This is a genomic window from Burkholderia sp. DN3021 (assembly GCF_049805555.1).
GTDB classification, from domain to species: Bacteria; Pseudomonadota; Gammaproteobacteria; order Burkholderiales; family Burkholderiaceae; genus Burkholderia; species Burkholderia pyrrocinia_C.
This window is the reverse complement of record NZ_JBNCAB010000040.1, coordinates 14,447-31,602: the sequence shown is the minus strand read 5'-3', so window position 1 is coordinate 31,602 and position 17,156 is coordinate 14,447. Positions and strand designations below refer to the sequence as shown.

18 protein-coding genes and 1 pseudogene are annotated in these 17,156 nt (G+C 63.0%); 9 read left to right on the top strand and 10 right to left on the bottom strand.

Going from position 1 to position 17,156, the window contains the following annotated elements; all coding sequences use genetic code 11:
* Positions 1-4: 4 nt before the first annotated feature.
* Positions 5-739 (bottom strand): SDR family NAD(P)-dependent oxidoreductase, encoded by a 735-nt coding sequence (locus tag ACPUER_RS20180; protein WP_425131953.1) that lies wholly within the window; start codon positions 737-739, stop codon positions 5-7.
* 105 nt (positions 740-844) lie between these two features.
* On the opposite strand from ACPUER_RS20180, the gene ACPUER_RS20175 reads away from it, so the two are divergent.
* Complete coding sequence (locus tag ACPUER_RS20175) at positions 845-1,858, top strand: LysR family transcriptional regulator (RefSeq protein WP_425131952.1); 1,014 nt, start codon at positions 845-847, stop codon at positions 1,856-1,858.
* A 277-nt stretch (positions 1,859-2,135) separates the two neighbouring features.
* Here ACPUER_RS20175 and ACPUER_RS20170 read toward each other — a convergent pair whose 3' ends face one another.
* Together ACPUER_RS20170 and ACPUER_RS20165 are read right to left on the bottom strand one after the other, a co-directional pair.
* The gene (locus ACPUER_RS20170; protein ID WP_175961811.1) at positions 2,136-2,363 is read right to left on the bottom strand and encodes a hypothetical protein; all 228 of its coding nucleotides are present in this window, start codon (positions 2,361-2,363) and stop codon (positions 2,136-2,138) included.
* The gene (locus tag ACPUER_RS20165) at positions 2,360-2,758 is read right to left on the bottom strand and encodes a hypothetical protein (RefSeq protein ID WP_175961812.1); all 399 of its coding nucleotides are present in this window, start codon (positions 2,756-2,758) and stop codon (positions 2,360-2,362) included. Before ACPUER_RS20165 ends, ACPUER_RS20170 begins: the two co-directional genes overlap by 4 nt.
* A 750-nt stretch (positions 2,759-3,508) precedes the next feature.
* Between ACPUER_RS20165 and ACPUER_RS20160 the strand changes: the two genes are divergently transcribed.
* Both ACPUER_RS20160 and ACPUER_RS20155 read left to right on the top strand, forming a co-directional pair.
* Positions 3,509-4,531, top strand: coding sequence for an extracellular catalytic domain type 2 short-chain-length polyhydroxyalkanoate depolymerase (locus tag ACPUER_RS20160; protein WP_175961813.1), 1,023 nt, complete (start codon positions 3,509-3,511; stop codon positions 4,529-4,531).
* A gap of 279 nt (positions 4,532-4,810) precedes the next feature.
* Complete coding sequence (locus ACPUER_RS20155) at positions 4,811-5,380, top strand: GNAT family N-acetyltransferase (protein ID WP_425131951.1); 570 nt, start codon at positions 4,811-4,813, stop codon at positions 5,378-5,380.
* Positions 5,381-5,804: 424 nt separating this feature from the next.
* On the opposite strand, the gene ACPUER_RS20150 is transcribed toward ACPUER_RS20155, so the two are convergent.
* From ACPUER_RS20150 to ACPUER_RS20140, 3 genes are all read right to left on the bottom strand, one after another.
* Complete coding sequence (locus ACPUER_RS20150) at positions 5,805-6,278, bottom strand: methyltransferase family protein (protein WP_425131950.1); 474 nt, start codon at positions 6,276-6,278, stop codon at positions 5,805-5,807.
* An 83-nt stretch (positions 6,279-6,361) separates the two neighbouring features.
* A complete protein-coding gene (locus tag ACPUER_RS20145; RefSeq protein WP_425131949.1) occupies positions 6,362-6,739 on the bottom strand; it encodes an antibiotic biosynthesis monooxygenase family protein in 378 nt (125 codons plus the stop codon).
* A 57-nt stretch (positions 6,740-6,796) separates the two neighbouring features.
* A complete protein-coding gene (locus ACPUER_RS20140) occupies positions 6,797-7,690 on the bottom strand; it encodes an NAD(P)/FAD-dependent oxidoreductase (RefSeq protein ID WP_310133705.1) in 894 nt (297 codons plus the stop codon).
* A gap of 282 nt (positions 7,691-7,972) precedes the next feature.
* Between ACPUER_RS20140 and ACPUER_RS20135 the strand changes: the two genes are divergently transcribed.
* Entirely contained in the window at positions 7,973-8,605 is a 633-nt protein-coding gene (locus ACPUER_RS20135; RefSeq protein WP_175961817.1) for a TetR/AcrR family transcriptional regulator, read from the top strand.
* Positions 8,599-8,714, top strand: a pseudogene (locus ACPUER_RS20130) (IS5/IS1182 family transposase); the annotation flags it as partial. The gene ACPUER_RS20135 and the pseudogene ACPUER_RS20130, both read left to right, overlap by 7 nt.
* A 393-nt stretch (positions 8,715-9,107) precedes the next feature.
* Here ACPUER_RS20130 and ACPUER_RS20125 read toward each other — a convergent pair.
* On the bottom strand, positions 9,108-10,532 hold the full coding sequence (locus ACPUER_RS20125; RefSeq protein ID WP_175961818.1) for a PLP-dependent aminotransferase family protein: 1,425 nt from the start codon (positions 10,530-10,532) through the stop codon (positions 9,108-9,110).
* Positions 10,533-10,967: 435 nt separating this feature from the next.
* Between ACPUER_RS20125 and ACPUER_RS20120 the strand changes: the two genes are divergently transcribed.
* Both ACPUER_RS20120 and ACPUER_RS20115 read left to right on the top strand, forming a co-directional pair.
* Positions 10,968-11,276, top strand: a complete 309-nt coding sequence (locus tag ACPUER_RS20120) for a helix-turn-helix domain-containing protein (protein WP_425131948.1) — start codon at positions 10,968-10,970, stop codon at positions 11,274-11,276.
* Positions 11,231-11,674 (top strand): hypothetical protein, encoded by a 444-nt coding sequence (locus tag ACPUER_RS20115; RefSeq protein ID WP_425131947.1) that lies wholly within the window; start codon positions 11,231-11,233, stop codon positions 11,672-11,674. The genes ACPUER_RS20120 and ACPUER_RS20115 overlap by 46 nt, the downstream gene beginning before the upstream one ends.
* A 10-nt stretch (positions 11,675-11,684) precedes the next feature.
* Here the strand turns inward: ACPUER_RS20115 and ACPUER_RS20110 are convergent, their stop codons facing one another.
* Positions 11,685-13,097 (bottom strand): PLP-dependent aminotransferase family protein, encoded by a 1,413-nt coding sequence (locus ACPUER_RS20110; protein ID WP_425131946.1) that lies wholly within the window; start codon positions 13,095-13,097, stop codon positions 11,685-11,687.
* A 231-nt stretch (positions 13,098-13,328) separates the two neighbouring features.
* On the opposite strand from ACPUER_RS20110, the gene ACPUER_RS20105 reads away from it, so the two are divergent.
* Positions 13,329-14,513, top strand: a complete 1,185-nt coding sequence (locus ACPUER_RS20105) for an NAD(P)/FAD-dependent oxidoreductase (protein WP_425131945.1) — start codon at positions 13,329-13,331, stop codon at positions 14,511-14,513.
* Between the two features lie 40 nt (positions 14,514-14,553).
* Positions 14,554-15,705 (top strand): branched-chain amino acid ABC transporter substrate-binding protein, encoded by a 1,152-nt coding sequence (locus ACPUER_RS20100; RefSeq protein ID WP_072437780.1) that lies wholly within the window; start codon positions 14,554-14,556, stop codon positions 15,703-15,705.
* Between the two features lie 25 nt (positions 15,706-15,730).
* Here the strand turns inward: ACPUER_RS20100 and ACPUER_RS20095 are convergent, their stop codons facing one another.
* Together ACPUER_RS20095 and ACPUER_RS20090 are read right to left on the bottom strand one after the other, a co-directional pair.
* Entirely contained in the window at positions 15,731-16,651 is a 921-nt protein-coding gene (locus tag ACPUER_RS20095) for a hypothetical protein (RefSeq protein ID WP_425131944.1), read from the bottom strand.
* Between the two features lie 101 nt (positions 16,652-16,752).
* On the bottom strand, positions 16,753-17,076 hold the full coding sequence (locus ACPUER_RS20090; RefSeq protein WP_425131943.1) for a TfoX/Sxy family protein: 324 nt from the start codon (positions 17,074-17,076) through the stop codon (positions 16,753-16,755).
* Positions 17,077-17,156: the final 80 nt, after the last annotated feature.

The window sequence follows — 17,156 nt, the reverse complement described above, 5'->3', positions numbered from 1 at the left end:
TTCCTCAGAGTTGTGCGAGGCCACCGTCAACGGCGACCTCGCTGGCGGTCATGAAGCTGCTGTCCGACGACGCAAGAAAGGCGGCCACCGCCCCGATCTCAGCCGGATCGGCCATACGCTGGAGCGGATTGAGCGAAGCGAAGACCTTCATGCCTTCCTCGCCTAGCGCTTCCTTCGCGAGTTCGGTCGCAGTCGGCCCAGGGGACAGCACGTTCACCCGGATACCGGTGCCCTTCAGGTCCTCTGCCCAGGTCCGTGCGAGGTTGCGCACGGCCGCCTTGCTCGCGCTGTAGGCGCTGAATGCCGGGGCGCCCGTGGTGCCGGCGCTCGATCCGGTCAGGATGATCGAACCGCCCTGGCCCATCAGAGGCAGCGCCTTCTGGACCGTGAAGATCGAACCCTTCACGTTGGTGTCGAAGATTTCGTCGATGTGCCCGGCGGTAATCTGGCCGAGTGGCAGCTGGCTTCCCGCCCCGGCATTGGCGAAGACGACGTCAAGGGTTCCGCGCTCGGCCTTCACCGCCGCGTAGAGCCGGTCGAGGTCGGCCAGGTCGGAGACCGAGCCATTCACTGCGCGGGCATTGGGCCCGAGGTCGGCCACGGCGGCGTCGAGCGCTTCCTGCCGGCGGCCGAAGATGAAGACGAAGGCGCCCTCCTCGATGAAGCGCTTTGCCGCGGCGCGGCCGATGCCGGTAGCGCCACCGGTGATCACCGCGGTCTTTCCATTCAGTCTGTTCATGCCCTGCATCCTTCGAAACAAAAGCGACAAACCGATTCTGAGGCCCTTGATTCATAAAGCCAATTGACTGAATATCTATAAATACCATCTACTTTCTAGATAAATATGTTGGACAACGTCACCATCAATCAACTTCGGGCATTCGTCGCCGTGTGTGACCAGGGAAGCTTTTCCGGAGCGGCACGGCAGCTAAGGCGTGCCCAGTCCGCGATCAGTCATGCGATCAGCTCACTCGAGAGCGCCTTTGATGTGGTGCTGTTCGAGCGCAACACTCGCAAAGCGACACTGACGGCCGCAGGCCGCAGCCTCCTGCCTGACGCGCGCGGGGTAATCTCACGCACCGAGGAAATGAAGATGCGTGCGGTTGCGATTGCCGAAGCCGGAGTCCCACAGGTCTCGGTTGCCGTGGATACCTATTTCCCGCGTGCGCACCTGATCGAATGCCTGCGCACCTTGCAGGCGGACTTTCCAACGGTTGCAATCAATCTGCGCATGACAACCATGCAGGGCGGCGAGCGTTTGGTTCTCGAAGGCACGTGCGCATTGGCGGTGACGATCACGGACGTGCCGGAGCTGAGCCCCGGCACCATAGAACGGCAGCATCTATGTGACTCGCAAATGGTGACCGTCTGTGCACCATCGCATCCGCTGGCCTCGATCGCGGGGCCAATCCCGCGGGAGGAATTTGGCCGGCACATCCAGCTTGTTGTAACGGACAATCAGCCCGATGCGGAAAAGACGCAACAGGGGGTCGCCAGTGAACGCCAGTGGTGGGTAAATGACCTCGGCGCGAAGCACGATCTGCTAAAGGGAGGCTTGTGCTGGGGCCACATGCCGCGCCATATGGTCGATGAAGACCTCGCGAAGGGAACACTTGTCGAACTCCAACGGCGCGCATGGCACATGCGTCCTCTCACCTTCATGATCTCGCTGCGGCGCGGGTACTCGATTTCCGAATGCGAGGCACGACTCGTTGAGCGTCTAGGCGATCGCCAGAGCTGCCCGAAAGATGCTACCCAGAGCCCGGTCTTGCACAAAACTAAAAAAGCCAGAAAGCCCGCCAAGCCTGAGGAGCAACCAGTACGGCCTGTCGTTCCTCGGCGGACGTCCGCAAAGTAGATGGCCGGAAGTCCGCTTTCTGGAATCTTCGATGGCAGCAATACTCTGAATCGAGCCGGTCGGATCCTTGAGAATCAACCGGCGGAAACGGGTGGCGGATTCGGCCGACTGCATCGGGCGGCGGTCGGCTCCGGATTCAACCCGTCGATTCCGCGGAGCTGTCATTCAGACGGCTGGTTCGCTCTGGAACCTGCCAGATGGGGACGCTTGAATGTCGAAAGGCGCACCGCACAGCTTGACTGTAACGGGTACGCCTTCTCGAGTTGGTCGATAGCAATCACTCAGAACGCTGAGCCAGTTGTTTTTTTGCCTCGAGCTGTTGCCTCGATAGAAGGTCAGCTTTCTGCCCCAACTGCTTCTTCGATTCCAACTGCTGTCTCGATACCAAGTCGGCTTTTTGCGCCAATTGTTTCTTTGCTTCGAGCTGTTGCTTTGATTGGAGGTCAGCTTTCTGCGCCAATTGCTTCTTTGCTTCCAATTGCAACGCAACGATATTTTGGCTCATAATGGCTCCGATTGTTTAAACGTCGGGATCTTGGAAATAACAAACGCCTTCTGCTCGTGCGTAAGGTTTTCGAGTAGTGCCTGTGGTGTCAAGGCTTTGGGGTCAAACGCACAACCTTCGGTAAGGCTTGGGTTTTCTCCTTTTTGCAAGCGCCGGACCTGTTCATCGAATCCCGCCTGACAAAGGTTGGAAAGTGGACATGAAAGGCATGGTGTGCGGTCCCTCGTTGCCGGTAGGTACTTTTGTTCGCTAATGCAATACTCTTCGAACTCCGGCCCGGCATACAGACTGGATGCAGGATAGCTGAACGTATGTTGTTCTTTCAAAATTTCCTCCAGAGTGGGGCGTCGGCATCCGTCTGCGATAGTCAAACCGATGTACCATTCCCGCAGCATAGATTTCCGTCCGGGAAAGTAATTTCGACTTGGATTACCTTTGCAACAATAGACATTTTTAGCAAGTTCGCACTAAGGAATACCCTAGCAAAATTCGTGAATTGTCCGTGCGTTATTGCACAAACGTAAAATTCACTCATTCGGTCGGATTTTGTTACTGCGATGTATAGCGAAAATTTAACGACTGATTGCGGTATGAAGACGGTCATCGCGATATCGCGAGTTCGACTGTCTGTTCAGGGTCGGTTGAGCCAGTCGCGGTTTGTCGGAGCGGGCACCGACCGGGTTCGGCCAACAAGAGCCGGTCGAGTTTGCATGCAAAACGGTACAAAACTGTCGATTGCGTTGCGCCGCAATCGAAGATGCCCCGGGTGGTAGTAATACGACGACGTTGCAAATCTCACACACAAAAAAAGAATGCGGGGTTGACGGTTTTTTACGTCGATGATGCTTCATCATACGAATTCCGCACCCCACTCAAGTCCTCAAACGCGCCAGATCGGCACAGTGGCGGCATGACGGTGACGGAGCCGCGGAAATCGGCCATCGATGTGTCGCCTATATCGTGGTCGCCGCGGCGGCTGTTGTCGGTCCGATCGAGGTTGCAGCCCTTCGTGCGGGATGCGTGACCGCGTACGCAACGTACCGGGCCGAGCGCATTGCACAGCCGCGACGAACGGCAAGGTTTCTCGGCAAGTCGTCCTTTCGCTCGACGTCCGTTTCATTCGCTATGCCACAGGAGGTATCACGATGAAATTGCATCCTCGCCTCGCCATTACCGCTCTCGCGCTCGCTGCTGCCCTGACCCATGCCGCGCTGGCCGCTGATGCGCTGCCGTCGTACCACGGTGACCCGTCGCAGACGTCGGTGTCCGGCCTGTCGTCGGGCGCCTTCATGGCGGTCCAGTACCAGGTCGCGTACTCCGGTTCCGTAGTCGGGGCTGGCGTGGTCGCCGGCGGTCCGTACTACTGCGCGGCAGGGAGCTTGTTTAACGCCTCGATCTGCATGGGGCAGGTACCGTTCGTTCCGCCGAACTCGACGCTGATGGTAACCGCCGCCGCAGGCTTTGCTTCGCTGAATCAGATCGACCCGCTATCGAACCTTCAGAAGGCGCGGATCTACGTGTTCAGCGGAACGAAAGACACAGTTGTCTACCAACAGGCAGTCGACTCGACAGTGTCGTTCTTCAAGGAGGCCGGCGTCCCTGCGTCGAACCTGAAGTACGTGAATAACGTGCCGGCTGGTCACGCATTCATTACACCGTCGTTCGGCAACGTGTGTGCTGACAATGCGCCTCCATACATCAGCCACTGCGAGGTCGACAAGCAGAGGTACGACCAGGCCGGCGCGTTGCTGCAGTACATCTACGGTCCATTAAAGCCGCCAGCGAAGAGCCTGACCGGGAGAATCGTGCCGTTCAGTCAGCGCGAATTCGCAGCATCTGCGACCGGCATGGCGGACACGGGATTCGTCTACGTGCCTAAGTCGTGCGATCAGGGAGCGGCGTGCAAGGTTCACGTCGCATTCCATGGATGCAAGCAGTCGGCAGCTGTGGTTGGCGACGATTTCTATGAGAAGACCAACTACAACTACTGGGCCGACACGAACAACATCCTCGTTCTGTATCCGCAGGTGAACGCGTCCACGATCCCGTTCAATCCGCAAGGTTGCTGGGACTGGTTCGGTTATACGGGTCCCGACTACGCGGTGAAATCGGGTTCCCAGCTTACTGCGGTTAACGCCATGGTCGGCCGACTGCTCTCCAAGCCGTAACGCGCGAGCACGTGTGAGCACGAATATGCTCACACGGGGAGTTCAATGCCATACAGAAGAATCCGGACACGGCGAGATTTGCGATTCTCACGAATCCTTCCGCGCAGCGACGACAGCCCTCTGTACGACCGCATCGGAGCGGATTGACCGTCGCTTGTGGGTCGGGTTGAGCCAGTCGCGGTTTGTCGGAGCGGGCACCGACCGGGTTCGGCCATTTTGAGACATTCACCGCCGCTTAAACTGTTGACAACCATCGCTCCCAGACGCGCATCGATCAGCATGAACGCCATCAAACTGTTGAGACCTACAACCGCTTTGCTGCCGAGCTACGTTTCAGCGCTTGAGGCCGGATGGTCGCCTGACAACGTCCGTAAGGAGATCGCTGCGCGCGAACAATTGCATGCTATTGATGTTGACGCTGAACGATTCGTGGACGGACTAGACGATCCAACTGCGTCGAGCGGTCCGATTCCTTTACCCGATGGCTCGACCGTCGCGCGGCTCCCGAGCATTGTCCGCTGGATTTGGGACGGCGATTTCAGCGGCGCAATCGGATTTCGTTGGCAGCCCGGAACCGCCGAATTGCCGCAATACGTACTCGGACATATTGGCTTCTCAGTGGTGCCGTGGAAGAGAGACAACGGCTACGCCAAGCAAGCTCTCAATTTGATGCTGGACGAAGCAAAGGTACAAGGGCTTCCCTACGTCGAGCTAACAGTTGATCCAGGGAATATCGCCTCGCGGAAGGTTATCTCGGCGTGCAATGGTGTATTGATCGAGCGCTTCAGGAAAGCGGCAGCCTACGGATTCGCTGAGACTCTTCGATATCGCATTGAGCTGAACGAATGAGCAACCTATGAGACTCTGTTCGGCCAGTTCCGGTCAGTCGACCGGCGAAAGAGTCGGACATTCGAACGTCCGCTGCACGCAGCTAAGCGACGTTCCGTCCATGATTTTGTTCGTCGGCAGCGTCGCTGGCACGTCTCGACAATTCCGGGTATGCGGTCAGTACCAGAACCTCGAACCTCTTATCCATTGAGTTCCGTTACACCGCTCGCAATATGTAATTCGCGAACGGTCTCGCAGCTACGGAGATTCTTATGGCTTCGGTATCTCTGGTCTTGGACATGTGCACGTCCTCCCGCTCGGGCTGTACTGAGAGGTCAGTCGGCCGGTCGGTTGGTCGTGACACAGGCCCGCAACCTTCAGGATGGCCCGCGGCCATGCCGGGCATGCTGTTTTCGCGGCCCCGCAGGCGGCAGCGGCGGAATAGTCAGAGCCAGCGGCGAACCTCGGCCTTGTAGCGGCAGTAGTCATCGCCGAACTTCGCTTCGAGATAGCGCTCCTCGCGGGCGACCACCTGCGTTTGGATCACGATGAGCACCAACGGGAGCAAGGCGAAGGCGATCGGCCCGTCAAAGCCGATCGCAAGGCCGGCATAGATGAGCGCCATGCCGAGATACATGGGATTGCGCGTCCACCGATAGGGACCGGTTGTTGCGATGTGGGTCGTTGGCTGCGACGGCGGAACGCTGGTGCCCAGCCGCCGGAACAGTCCCGCCGCCGCAAGCATCATCGCCGCGCCGACAATGAACAGCAGCGCGCCCGTCGCGGCCAGCAATCGCCAGTCGATGCCGAAAGAGCGCAGGGTAATGAACCGCTCCGCCGCCAGCCCCAACAGCAGCGCTCCCAAATAGACGAAGGGCGGAGGGAAGCGGACACCCGCGCTATCCGGTTCAACGGCCATGTTCATCCTCCAATCTGCGCTCTCAAACCAGCATCGACCGCTGGGCGGAGATACCCGCCAGCGCGCCTTGTCATATTTCGGAGTTAGGCCGTGCAGAAGCCGGGGACGGCGACCTTCTGGAACAGGTGCGGGCTGGCTACGACGGATGACGGATAGGCCGAAAGCTTCCCAACGAACTCGGGATGGGCGAAGGCGACGCGGACCGTTTCGGTGGATTCCCACACCACATAGTTCAGGTCAGTCGGGCTATCGCCGAGCGCTCGATGCAGTTGCATCGAAATGAAGCCCGGTTGCTTCGTTATGATCTCGGCAGCCGCCTTGAAAGCGTCCAGGAAGCCCGCTTCGGCGGCGGGATCGACCGTGAAGAGGTTGATGAGCACGACAGGCGCGGCCGCGATACCGAGTTGGCGGTCAAACGGAAACTTCTCGTCTAGAGGTTTGAATGGTTTTACGGCGGCCATGGTGGCGCTCCTTTCTATTGTGAAATTGGAAACTGGGGTGATCGATGCTGCTTGCTCTCAAGCCAGCATCGACTGCTGAGCGGAGATGCCGGCCGTTGCGCCCTGCCATGATGCCGTGGTGACCGAGGGCATTCCGGTGTTGGCGAGGTCGCCGGCGGCGTAGATGCCGGGCATACTGGTTTCGCGGCGCTCGTCGACTTTGAGGGCGATGCCGGTTGGCGTATTGACCGTGGCGAGGCCGAGTAATTCATGCAGGCTTGCGGACGGCTTGGTGCGCGGATGCGCGAACAGAATGTCTACCGCGACATCGGGGGCGCTATCGAGTTTTACCGTGGCATTACGACCTCCGTGACGGGCGATTTCAGTGATCCGTCCATCAACGACAGGTATGCTGCGGTGCGCCAGATCGGCCCGGATATCGAGTGCAATGTCGTGACCATCCGCGAAGACCGTCAACGTGTCGGTCCAATCGTGGAACAGCCTGACCTGATTCATCGACTGCGGGCCAGACCAGACAAGGCCCCAATGCTGAGCGGCGACTTCGAAGCCATCGCAATAGGGGCAGGGCACGATGGATGTGCCCCAGCTTTCGGCAAAGCCGGGAACAGCAGGCATCTGGTCGACAACGCCATAGCTCAGGATCAAACGGCGCGCCCTTAGGCTTTCGTGATCGTCAGTGACGACGCAGAAATCGTCGATGGCGCCAGACACGCTCTCGGCCCGGGCATCGACCAGCCGGATCGTCGGATAGCGCACCAGCTGCTGCCGCGCCTCGACCAGGATGTCCAGCGGCGGTTTGTGATCGTGGCCGAGCAAGCCATGCGAGTGCCCGGCAAAGCGGTTGCGCGGCCGGCCGGTATCGAGAACGGTGACTTTGCGGCGGGCACGGCCGAGCTGCAGGGCGGCGGCGAGACCGGCAAAGCTGCCGCCGATGATGATGACGTCATTCATGGTGAGGGGCTCCGTGTTGTGAATGGCGGAAATTGGGTTGGGCCGGCACGGAATATCGCCCGACGATAGGCGCTCGAGACGGTCAGCGAGCAGGGCTTCGGCATTGGCGAGAAAGTTGCCCATGTTGTATTGACCGGCTCGACAACGCCGCTCGATATCGCCGGGCGGCCCGGGGAAACCTGATCTGGACAACCGGTTCAAACCTGCCCTTGATTTGCACATTACGATACTTAATGGTATCCTAATTCACGAATTTGAATACTGTCAAGTACTGGAATTGTCGTGACCGAAAACAGCCACGGCCGGCGCGGCCGGCCCGCCAACGAGGCGCTTCGCCAAACGATTGTCGACGCCGCCTGCGAACTCTTTGTGGAATTGGGGTTTCAAGCGACGACCATGGACAAGGTCGCCCAGCGGGCAAAGATATCCAAGCTCAGCATCTATCGGCACTTCGAGAACAAGGAAGCGCTGTTCAGCGCGGCCATCGCGGCCCACTGCCATCAGTTTGCACCACAGGCCCTGTTTGAAGGCGTCGACGGTTCGGCCGAAGATCAGCTCATGGCGGCGGGATCATCCCTGCTTCGCACGCTGTTGAGCTCCGATGTCCGCAGTGTGGAAGCCATGGTTTTGGCCGACAAGACGAATCAAAAGTCGTTAAGCAAGCTCCATTACGAAGCCGGGCCCGCCTATGTCATCGCCCAGATCGAGGCCCTGTTGCGCCAGTTGCACGCGAAGGCGGTTCTGAACGTGCCCGATCCTCTCCGGTCCGCCCGCTTGTTTGCCGCGCTTTTCAAAGGATGCGATCTCCTGCTTATCGCACGCTTCGATGAGGCGAGAGCAGAGGACAGCAACGAAATCGAATCCTACTGCCGGTCGGCCGTCGCCATGTTCATCGCCGCGCACGGTGACATCTAAACGTGCGCTATCGCGGCTTGATGAAGAACCCGCAGAGTTGCACACGCTGTTCGCTCTGAGCAATCTGTGGATGACGCACGAACGACTGATGCGCGAGGCCACTGCATGAGCGCAAAAGCCGCCCGAGCGGGCAGGCAATCGGCGCCTTCCTTATGCCGAACGTCGCGCTACATTCGAGCCAGGTGCCGCGTCGCCTGCACCGCATCGGCTCTATGTTGATGGCTCAGTGCGGCAAAACGAGTTCTGAACAGCATCCCCAAGGATCACTCGAAGTAAGACTGACAACTGTGGTGGTCGAGGCACGATCGGCAAAGGCCGACATCCGCCCGCCCCGGCGCGAATGAATGGCGGTTTGACTTTGAGACCGGCCGTTGCTGTCGCGGGCAACCGACCGGCAGCAACGGGTCGACAAGCGACATCCACGGGAATCCACGAAGAACCAAGAAAAAGCCGGCACCAGGCCGGCTTCGTCGTAGAAGCGCAAGACACCGCACACGCCCCTTCACCGCATGCACGCCGCGGCCAGCTTCCCGACCGCGATCACCGCCTGCTCGATCTCCGGCGACCACGGGCTGCTGTAGTTCAGCCGGATAAAGTTCCGGTAGCTGTCCGTAATCGAGAACATGTAGCCGGGGCCGATCGTGATCCCCTGCTCCAGCGCGAGCTGATACAGCCGCATCGCGTCGACCTGCGCCGGCAGTTCGACCCACAGCACATACCCGCCGGCCGGGCTCGAAATGCGCGTGCCCTCCGGAAAGAACCGCGACACCATCGCGCGCATCAGGTTCGCCTGCTGCGCGTACGCCTTGCGAATCCGCCTCAGGTGATGCTCGTAACCGTCGCGCTCGAGAAACTCGGCGATCGCGAGCTGCGGCAACGACGGCGTCGCGAGCGTGTTCAGGAATTTCAGCTTCTCGACCTGATCGCGATAACGTCCCGGCAACGCCCAGCCGATCCGGTACGCGGCCGTCAGGCTCTTCGAGAACGACGAGCAATGCAGCACGATTCCGCTGCGGTCGTAGGATTTCAGCGAACTCGGATGCGTATCGCCGAAATACAGTTCGTTATACACACCGTTCTCGATGATCGGCATATCGGCCCTCGTTGCAAACTCGACCAGCTCGCGCTTGCGCTCGTCGGGCATCTGAAAGCCGAGCGGGTTCTGGAAGTTCGGCATCACCATGCATGCGGCGATCGGCTGCGACTTCGCAATCGCGGCCAGCGCGGCGATGTCGATCCCGTATTCCGGATGCGTCGCGACCTCGATCGCCTTCATCCCCATCCGTTCGATCGCGTGCAGCATCGCGTAGAACGTCGGCGACTCCACCGCGATCGTATCGCCCGGCTTCGCGACCGCCTGCAGGCACAGGTTGATCGCCTCCGTCGCGCCGACCGTCACGATGATCTCGTTCGGGTCCACCGACATCCCGTTTTCGAGGTAACGGCGCGCAATCTGCCGAATCAGCCGCGGATGGCCGGGCGGCAGCCCGTCCGTCACGCCCCACAGCGACTTGTCGCGGCCGGCCGCATACGCGTAGCGGTTCAGCTTCTCGAACGGGAACAGGCTCGGGTCCGGATACGGCGAGCCGAGCGGCACCGCATCGTCGGTGCCGATCGAGCGCAGCGTCGACAGCACGAGCCGGCTCACGTCCACCGACGACGAGATCGCGATCGGCTTCGACGGCCGCAGCTCGCGCACCGGCGCATGGCTGTCGTCGCGGCGCAGGTTCACGAAGTAACCCGACTGCGGGCGGCTTTCCAGCAGCCCGCGGCTTTCGAGCAGCAGGTACGCATGCAGCACGGTCGTGATGCTGATCCGGTGCTGCTGGCTCGCCTGCCGCACCGACGGAATCCGGTCGCCGTGCCGGTACACGCCCTGGCGGATCAGGCGCTCGATATCGTCCGCGAGTTTTTCATAGAGCTTCATCGCGCGCCTCCCGCCGGCATGCGCAGCCGCGCCGCCATGCCGTGTGCGTTCGAATCGCACTTGTTCCACCCGCCGACCGGGCCGTCGTGATTCCTGATCTTTCCCTCCGGTTTTGCCTTTTCCATCGCACTGGCTCTCTCTTGAAGATGCGCCGGCAGGGTTCCGGTACGACTGGATCTGCGGCACTGTGCACTTGATGATGGAATCTTAAAAGCAGAACAGTCGGCAACGAGTACACACATCGATCGCGCGAACAAGAGTACAGTTCGGCGCGAAGCGCGCATGGCGGGAGAACTGTACGTCTTATGAAATTCCCGGGCGGCCTGAAGCCTTGCGCGGCGCCGCCGGCGCCAGCCCGAAGCGACGGCCGCATGGCCTTTCGCCCGACTATCGTAATTGGGGGGCAATACTGGTTGTCATTGGCGGAGTCAGACCATGCAGCACACGATCGAACTGGCATCCGACCGCGGCGGCGTGATCCGCGCGGCCCGGAAAATACAGAACTGGCGCCGGAACGACGCGGCCGGCCGCCTCGGCGTCAGCGAGTCATTCATGGTCAAGGCCGAACGCGGCGCGGACACCGTCCAGTGGGGCAAGGTGTTCCAGGTCCTGCAAGGGCTCGGTGTGCGGATCGTCGTCTACCTCCGCGATGCGAGCGACGAACTGCTCGAACACGAATCGGCGAGATCGATCGCGTCGTGTTCTCGGAAGTGGCGCGCGCGGTCAACCTGCTCGTCAGCGTAGCCGCGTTCGCGCTCGACGACGACGCGACGCGTGCGGCAGCCGCCGCCGCGCTCTCGGTCGATCCGGTCCGCCAGCTCGAGATGGAAACGGATCGCCAGCAGCGCCTGAACCGGCTGTCGAATTTGCCGCTGGGCGTGATGGCGCGCCATCGCAAGCACGTGCTGTCGCTCGTGTTCGCCGACGCGATTGCGCAAGGAAGGATGACGATCGACGAACGCCATGCGCGCGTCGGCGCGTGGTCGGTGCATTGCGCGACCGGGCGCGTAATGCGCGACGGCGAACCCGTCGAACCCGCGACCGAGCCGCCGCCGTCGCCGCTGCGCGCGGTGCCGTGGCTGCCTTACGACGAAGCGCTGCTGCAGCGGATCGTCGACGTCGTAGCGGGCTTGCTCGACTGAGCGCTCGCCGTCAGATCGAACCGAACAGCGCGCGCGGCCGGTCCTTCAGCGTGCCGGACAGAATCCGCAGCCCTTTGACGAGCTCGTCGCGCGTGGCCGGGCACGCGAGGTTGATGCGCACGCCGTGCTCGATTTCCGCGCGGTCGACCGCGAACGTCGACGACGGCATCACGATCACGCCGCGCGCCTTTGCGTTCGCGGCGAAGTCGTCGGCGCGCCACGGCGGCGGCAGTCGCAGCCACACGAACATGCACGCGGGGTCGGACTTCAACTGCCCGGCCGGCAGCAGTTCCCGCGCGAGATCGACGCGCGCGCGGATCTCCGCGAGTTGCGAGGCCATGATCCGCTCGGCGGTGCCGTCCTCGATCCATACCGTCGCGATCAGCATCGACGTGGGCGCGGGCATCCACGCGGTCGTGCGCACCGCTTCCGCGCACAGCGCGACGCTGTCGCGCGGGCAGCTCAGGTAGCCGAGGCGCAGACCGGGCGCAAGAATCTTCGACGTCGCGCCGATATGGAACGTCAGCTCGGGGCACAGCCCCGCGATCGCCGGCAACCGGTCGCGAACGAGCGGGCCGTACACGTCGTCCTCGATGATCGTCACGTGATGGCGCCGCGCGATGTCGACGAGCGCCATCCGGCGCGCGAGGCTCATCGTTGTCACGGTCGGGTTCTGCAGGTTCGGCACGACGAAGATCGCCTTGACCGGCATGCGCTGGCAGATCCGTTCGATCTCGTCGGGCAGCAGGCCGTCGTCGTCGGCCGGCGCGCTGACGATCTCGAACTGGAACACCGGCGCGAGCGCCTTGAGCCCGTAATACGTGAGGCGATCGGCAACGATCACGCCGTCGGTGCCGATCAGGCTGTTCAGCACCGCATACAGCCCGTGCTGCGCGCCGCTCGTGACGACCACCTGGTCGCGCGATGGCGCGAAGCCGGGCGCGGCAAGCCACTGCGCGCCGGCCGCGCGTGCCCAGTCGGGCCCCTGCGGCGGCTGGTATTCCTGCAGCGCGGCGAAACGCGGGTCGTTCGGCAGCGTGCCGAACGTCTGCGCGAGGCTCGCGAGAAATTCGCCGGTCGCCGGGCGGTTCACGGTCAAGTCGATCACGCCGTTGCCCGCCGCGAGCGCCGCACGGGCCGGCGCGATGCTCGGCATCGCGCCGCCGGTGACGAGCGAGCCGCGGCGCTTGCTGCCGATCACCAGACCGCGCAGTTGCAGTTCCTTGTACGCGCGGGACACGGTCGACACGTTGATGCCGAGCTCGGTCGCGAGCTGGCGCTGCGGCGGCAGGCGGCTGCCCGGCGGATACGTGCCGTTGCGGATTTCCTCCTCGATCGAGCTCGATACCTCGACATAAGTCGGCCGCTTCGCCTGCACCGGCGCACCGCCGTCGCGCTCGCCGGAAAGTTTGTCTGATGCCATTTATCGCCTGTGACCACACAAAAAGCGTTTGTCTGCCATTTTGGCCTGCCCAGCGATTGTATATGACATCCCCTCCCCGTCAAACGCCAGCGGAAAAGTCTGTTGAATCAGCCAGTTGAAATCGGGTAAACACTAGCACCACACAATCTTATTTTGATTGCACACAAAAAATTACTGTGTGATTCTTTATCTCAACTTTGTGTGAACCATGTGTGCCGGAGGGGATGCGTCATGGCGAACGTCGCCATCGTGGGTGCAGGCTTCATCGGGCTCGGCGCGGCGGCATGGCTGCAGCGCGACGGGCATCGCGTGACGCTGTTCGATCCGGCCGGCGTTGGCCACGGCGCGTCGTTCGGCAACGCCGCGACGTTCGCGCCGTACGGCTGCGTGCCGGTGAACGGCCCGTCCGTGTTCCGCGACATCCCGCACTTCCTGTTCGCCGCCGACAGCCCGCTGCGCATCCGCTGGCCGTACCTGCTGCGCGGCGCGCCGTGGCTCGCGCGGTTCCTGCTCGCATCGACGCCCGCGCGTCACGCGCGCAGCGCGAGCGCGCTGGCCGCGCTGCTGTCGCGCGCCGCCGAGGGTTATGCGCCGCTGCTCTCCACCGCGCGGCTCGCGGCGTTCGTGCGGCCGCGCGAATGCCTGTACCTGTACGCGCGGCAGGCGTCGTTCGATGCCGCGCAGCCGTCGCTCGCGCTGCGGCGCCGGCTCGAGCCCGCGCTCGCGCCGATCTTCTCGCGCGGCGTGCTGTTCGTCGGAAGCTGGCATTTCTCCGATCCGCACGGGTTTCTCGGCGAACTGTTCGCGCATCTGGCAACCGGCGGCGCGACGCTCGAATGCGAGCGCGTCGAGCGGATCGAGCCCGTCGGCGACGGCGTGAACGTGCAGGCGGGCGGCTCGGTGCGCGCCTTCGATCACGTGGTCATTGCCGCAGGCGCACGCTCGCGTGAACTCGCGGCTGCGTGCGGCGACGCGGTGCCGCTCGATACCGAGCGCGGTTATCACGTGCAGTTCGCCGCGCATGAGCAGATCGTCACGCGGCCGGTCGGCTGGGCAGAGCGCGGTTTCTACATGACACCGCTCGACGAAGGGCTGCGCGCGGCCGGCACCGTCGAGCTCGGCGGCTTCGACGCCCCGATGAACCGCTCGCTCGTCGCACTGCTCACGCGCTCGGCACGCGAGGCGCTGCCGTCGCTCGGCGCGCCGACGCGCAGTTGGCTCGGTTTCCGGCCGACGCTGCCGGACGGTGTGCCCGTGATCGGCTGCGCGCGGCGCAGCGCGCGCGTGATCCACGCATTCGGCCATCAGCATCTCGGCGTGACGCTCGCCGGCATCACCGGGCAGATCGTCGCCGACCTCGTCGCCCAGCGCGCACCGCCGCTGGACCTCTCGCCATACCGGGCCGCGCGATTCTGACGCGCGCCGCGATTTCAACCACTGCAAGGAGGCATGCATCATGAATCGTCGTAACTGGCTGGTTTGGCTGGCCGTCTGCTCGATCGGCACGGTCGCCGCGTCCGCGCAGGCCGCGGACCCGGAAACCATCAAGATCGGCTTCGCCGGCCCGCTGACGGGGCCCGTCGCGCGCGTCGGCAAGGACCTGCAATACGGTGCGCAGCTCGCGCTCGACGAGGAAAACGCGAAGCATCCGACCATCGGCGGCAAGCCGGTGCGCTTCGTGCTCGACGTGCAGGACGATCAGGCCGATCCGCGCATCGCGATCCAGGTCGCGCAGAAACTCGTCGACGACGGCGTGGCCGGCGTGATCGGCCACTACAACTCGGGCTGCAGCATTCCCGCGTCGGCCGTCTACCGGCAGGCGAACGTCGCGATGATCACGCCCGGCTCGACCAATCCGCAACTGACGATGCAGGGTTTCAAGAACGTGTTCCGCACGATGGGGCACGACGGCATCGGCGGCGTGGTGGCCGGCCGCTTCGCGGTCGAGCAGTTGAAGGCGAAGCGGATCGGCATCATCGACGATCGCACCGCGTTCGGCCAGGGGCTTGCCGACGCGTTCGAGAAAGGCGTGAAGGACGCGCATGGCAGCGTCGTCGGCCGCGAATACACGAACGACAAGGCTGTCGATTTCCGCGGCATCCTGACGACGATGAAGAGCAACAACGTCGACCTGCTGTTCTTCGGCGGGCTCGACGAACAGGGCGCGATGCTCGTCAAGCAGATGCGCTCGCTCGGCATCCGCGCGCAACTGTTCGGTGCCGGCGCGCTGAAAAGCAACGCATTCCTGAAGATCGCCGGCAGTTCGGGCGAAGGCACGCAGGATCTCGAGCCGGGCCCCGCGCTCGACAAGCTGCCGTCCGCCGTCGCGTTCGCGCAGCGCTACAAGGCGCGCTTCAACCAGGACGTCGAGCTGTATGCGCCGTTCGCGTACGACGCGGCGCTCGCGATGATCGCGGCGATCCGCAAGGCCGATTCGGTCGATCGCGCCAGGATCGTCGCGAGCCTGCCGGGCGTGTCGGTCACCGGCGTGACCGGGAAGATCTCGTTCGACGAGCGCGGCGACCTGATCAAGCCGCCCTACACGCTGTTCCGCGTCGAACAGGGGCAGTGGCGCAGCATCCGCACGGTCGGCGGCGCGTCGAACTGAGCGGCAGGACAGCGGACGGCGCGGCCTACCGCGCCGCCTGCTGCCGCTGTATCTCCTGCGCTTTCATCTGCAGATACGCGCTCTTTTCCACTTCGTGCAGTTGCTGCGGATACTGCTCGGTCGCGTCGAACCAGCGCGCGAGGCGCTGGTCGAGCGGCTTGTCGAGCGTCGCGAGATAGGTGTCGATCGCGAGGTAGTAGCGCATCGTGTTGCGCTCCAGCAGCCCGCGCACGCCGCCGATGTATTGCGGCCGCGCGGCCGATGCGTCGCCGACGGCCGTGAACCCGACCTTGTCGCTGCCGACCGTCGCGAGGTAGGTCTTCATCGCCATCCGGCCGACCGTGCCGAAGCCGTACGAATACGTGAGATGCAGGAACGTGCGCGACGGGCCGACCGGCACGGCCTCCAGCGCGATCCGGTAATCCTTCGTGCCCATCGGGCCGCTGTCGGCGCTCAGGTCGACCTGGAAGTAGTCGGGCGTCGCGGCCGCCACGCGATAGCGGAACTGCAAGCGATAGGTATCCGACAGCTTCTGCTGGATCTTGCGGCCGACGTTGACGTCGAGCACCGGGCCGTTGCCGTCGCTCGATGCGCGACAGTACTTCGTGTTCAGGTGCAGGATCAGCACCGCGCACCAGTTCGCCGGGCCTTGCGCGGAATCGTTGAGCTGGCCGTTCACGACCGCGAACGGATAGTCGACCACCGCGTAGATGTCGCCCTTCAGCGACGACGACGCCTCCGACGATTCGAGGGTCAGCGGCCGGTGAAACGCGTTGTCCTTCAGTTGCGCGCCGAGGCTGTGGTAACGGTCGAGCAGCGCCGCCGCGCCGCCTACGCCGTCCGCGCCGAACGACAACGCGCTCCAGCCGACACAAAGGGCCGCGACGAGCGCGTGCCAGGCGCGACGGGCAAGCCACGTGCCGCGCGGATGTTTGGATGTCTCCATTCTTGTGCTCCCGCCGGGCGCGCGCTGGTCGCACGCATGTGTCACAGAATACGCCTGCGCGCTGCATGGCGTTACGCGTGCTTACGCGTGGCGCACCGCCGCTATCGGCTTCGCTTCACCGGCACCGGCAATTGCGCGGCGGTGATCCGGATCAGCGCCGACAGCCATTCGCGGTCGTCCCAGCGATCGCCGGCGATGACGAGGTGCGGCTTCGCCGCCGGATACGGCGGGCCTTCGTCGCAGGTGCCGAGAAACGCGCGGCCTTCGGGTGTCGGCTTGACGAACAGCCGGTCGTCGCAAACCAGTGCGACCATCTTGCCGTCGCAATAGATGCCGTATTCGCCGAACATCTTGCGGGCCGATACCGTGCCGGCCGCCGCCATCTGCTCGACGATGAAATCGACCGTGCCCTGGCTCGATGCCATCCGCTGCTCCTGGTGAAAAAGTGTATGACCGTCGTGTGTGCCGGACCGTTCCGTCTTGGCGGCGGATACGCTGCGGTGCG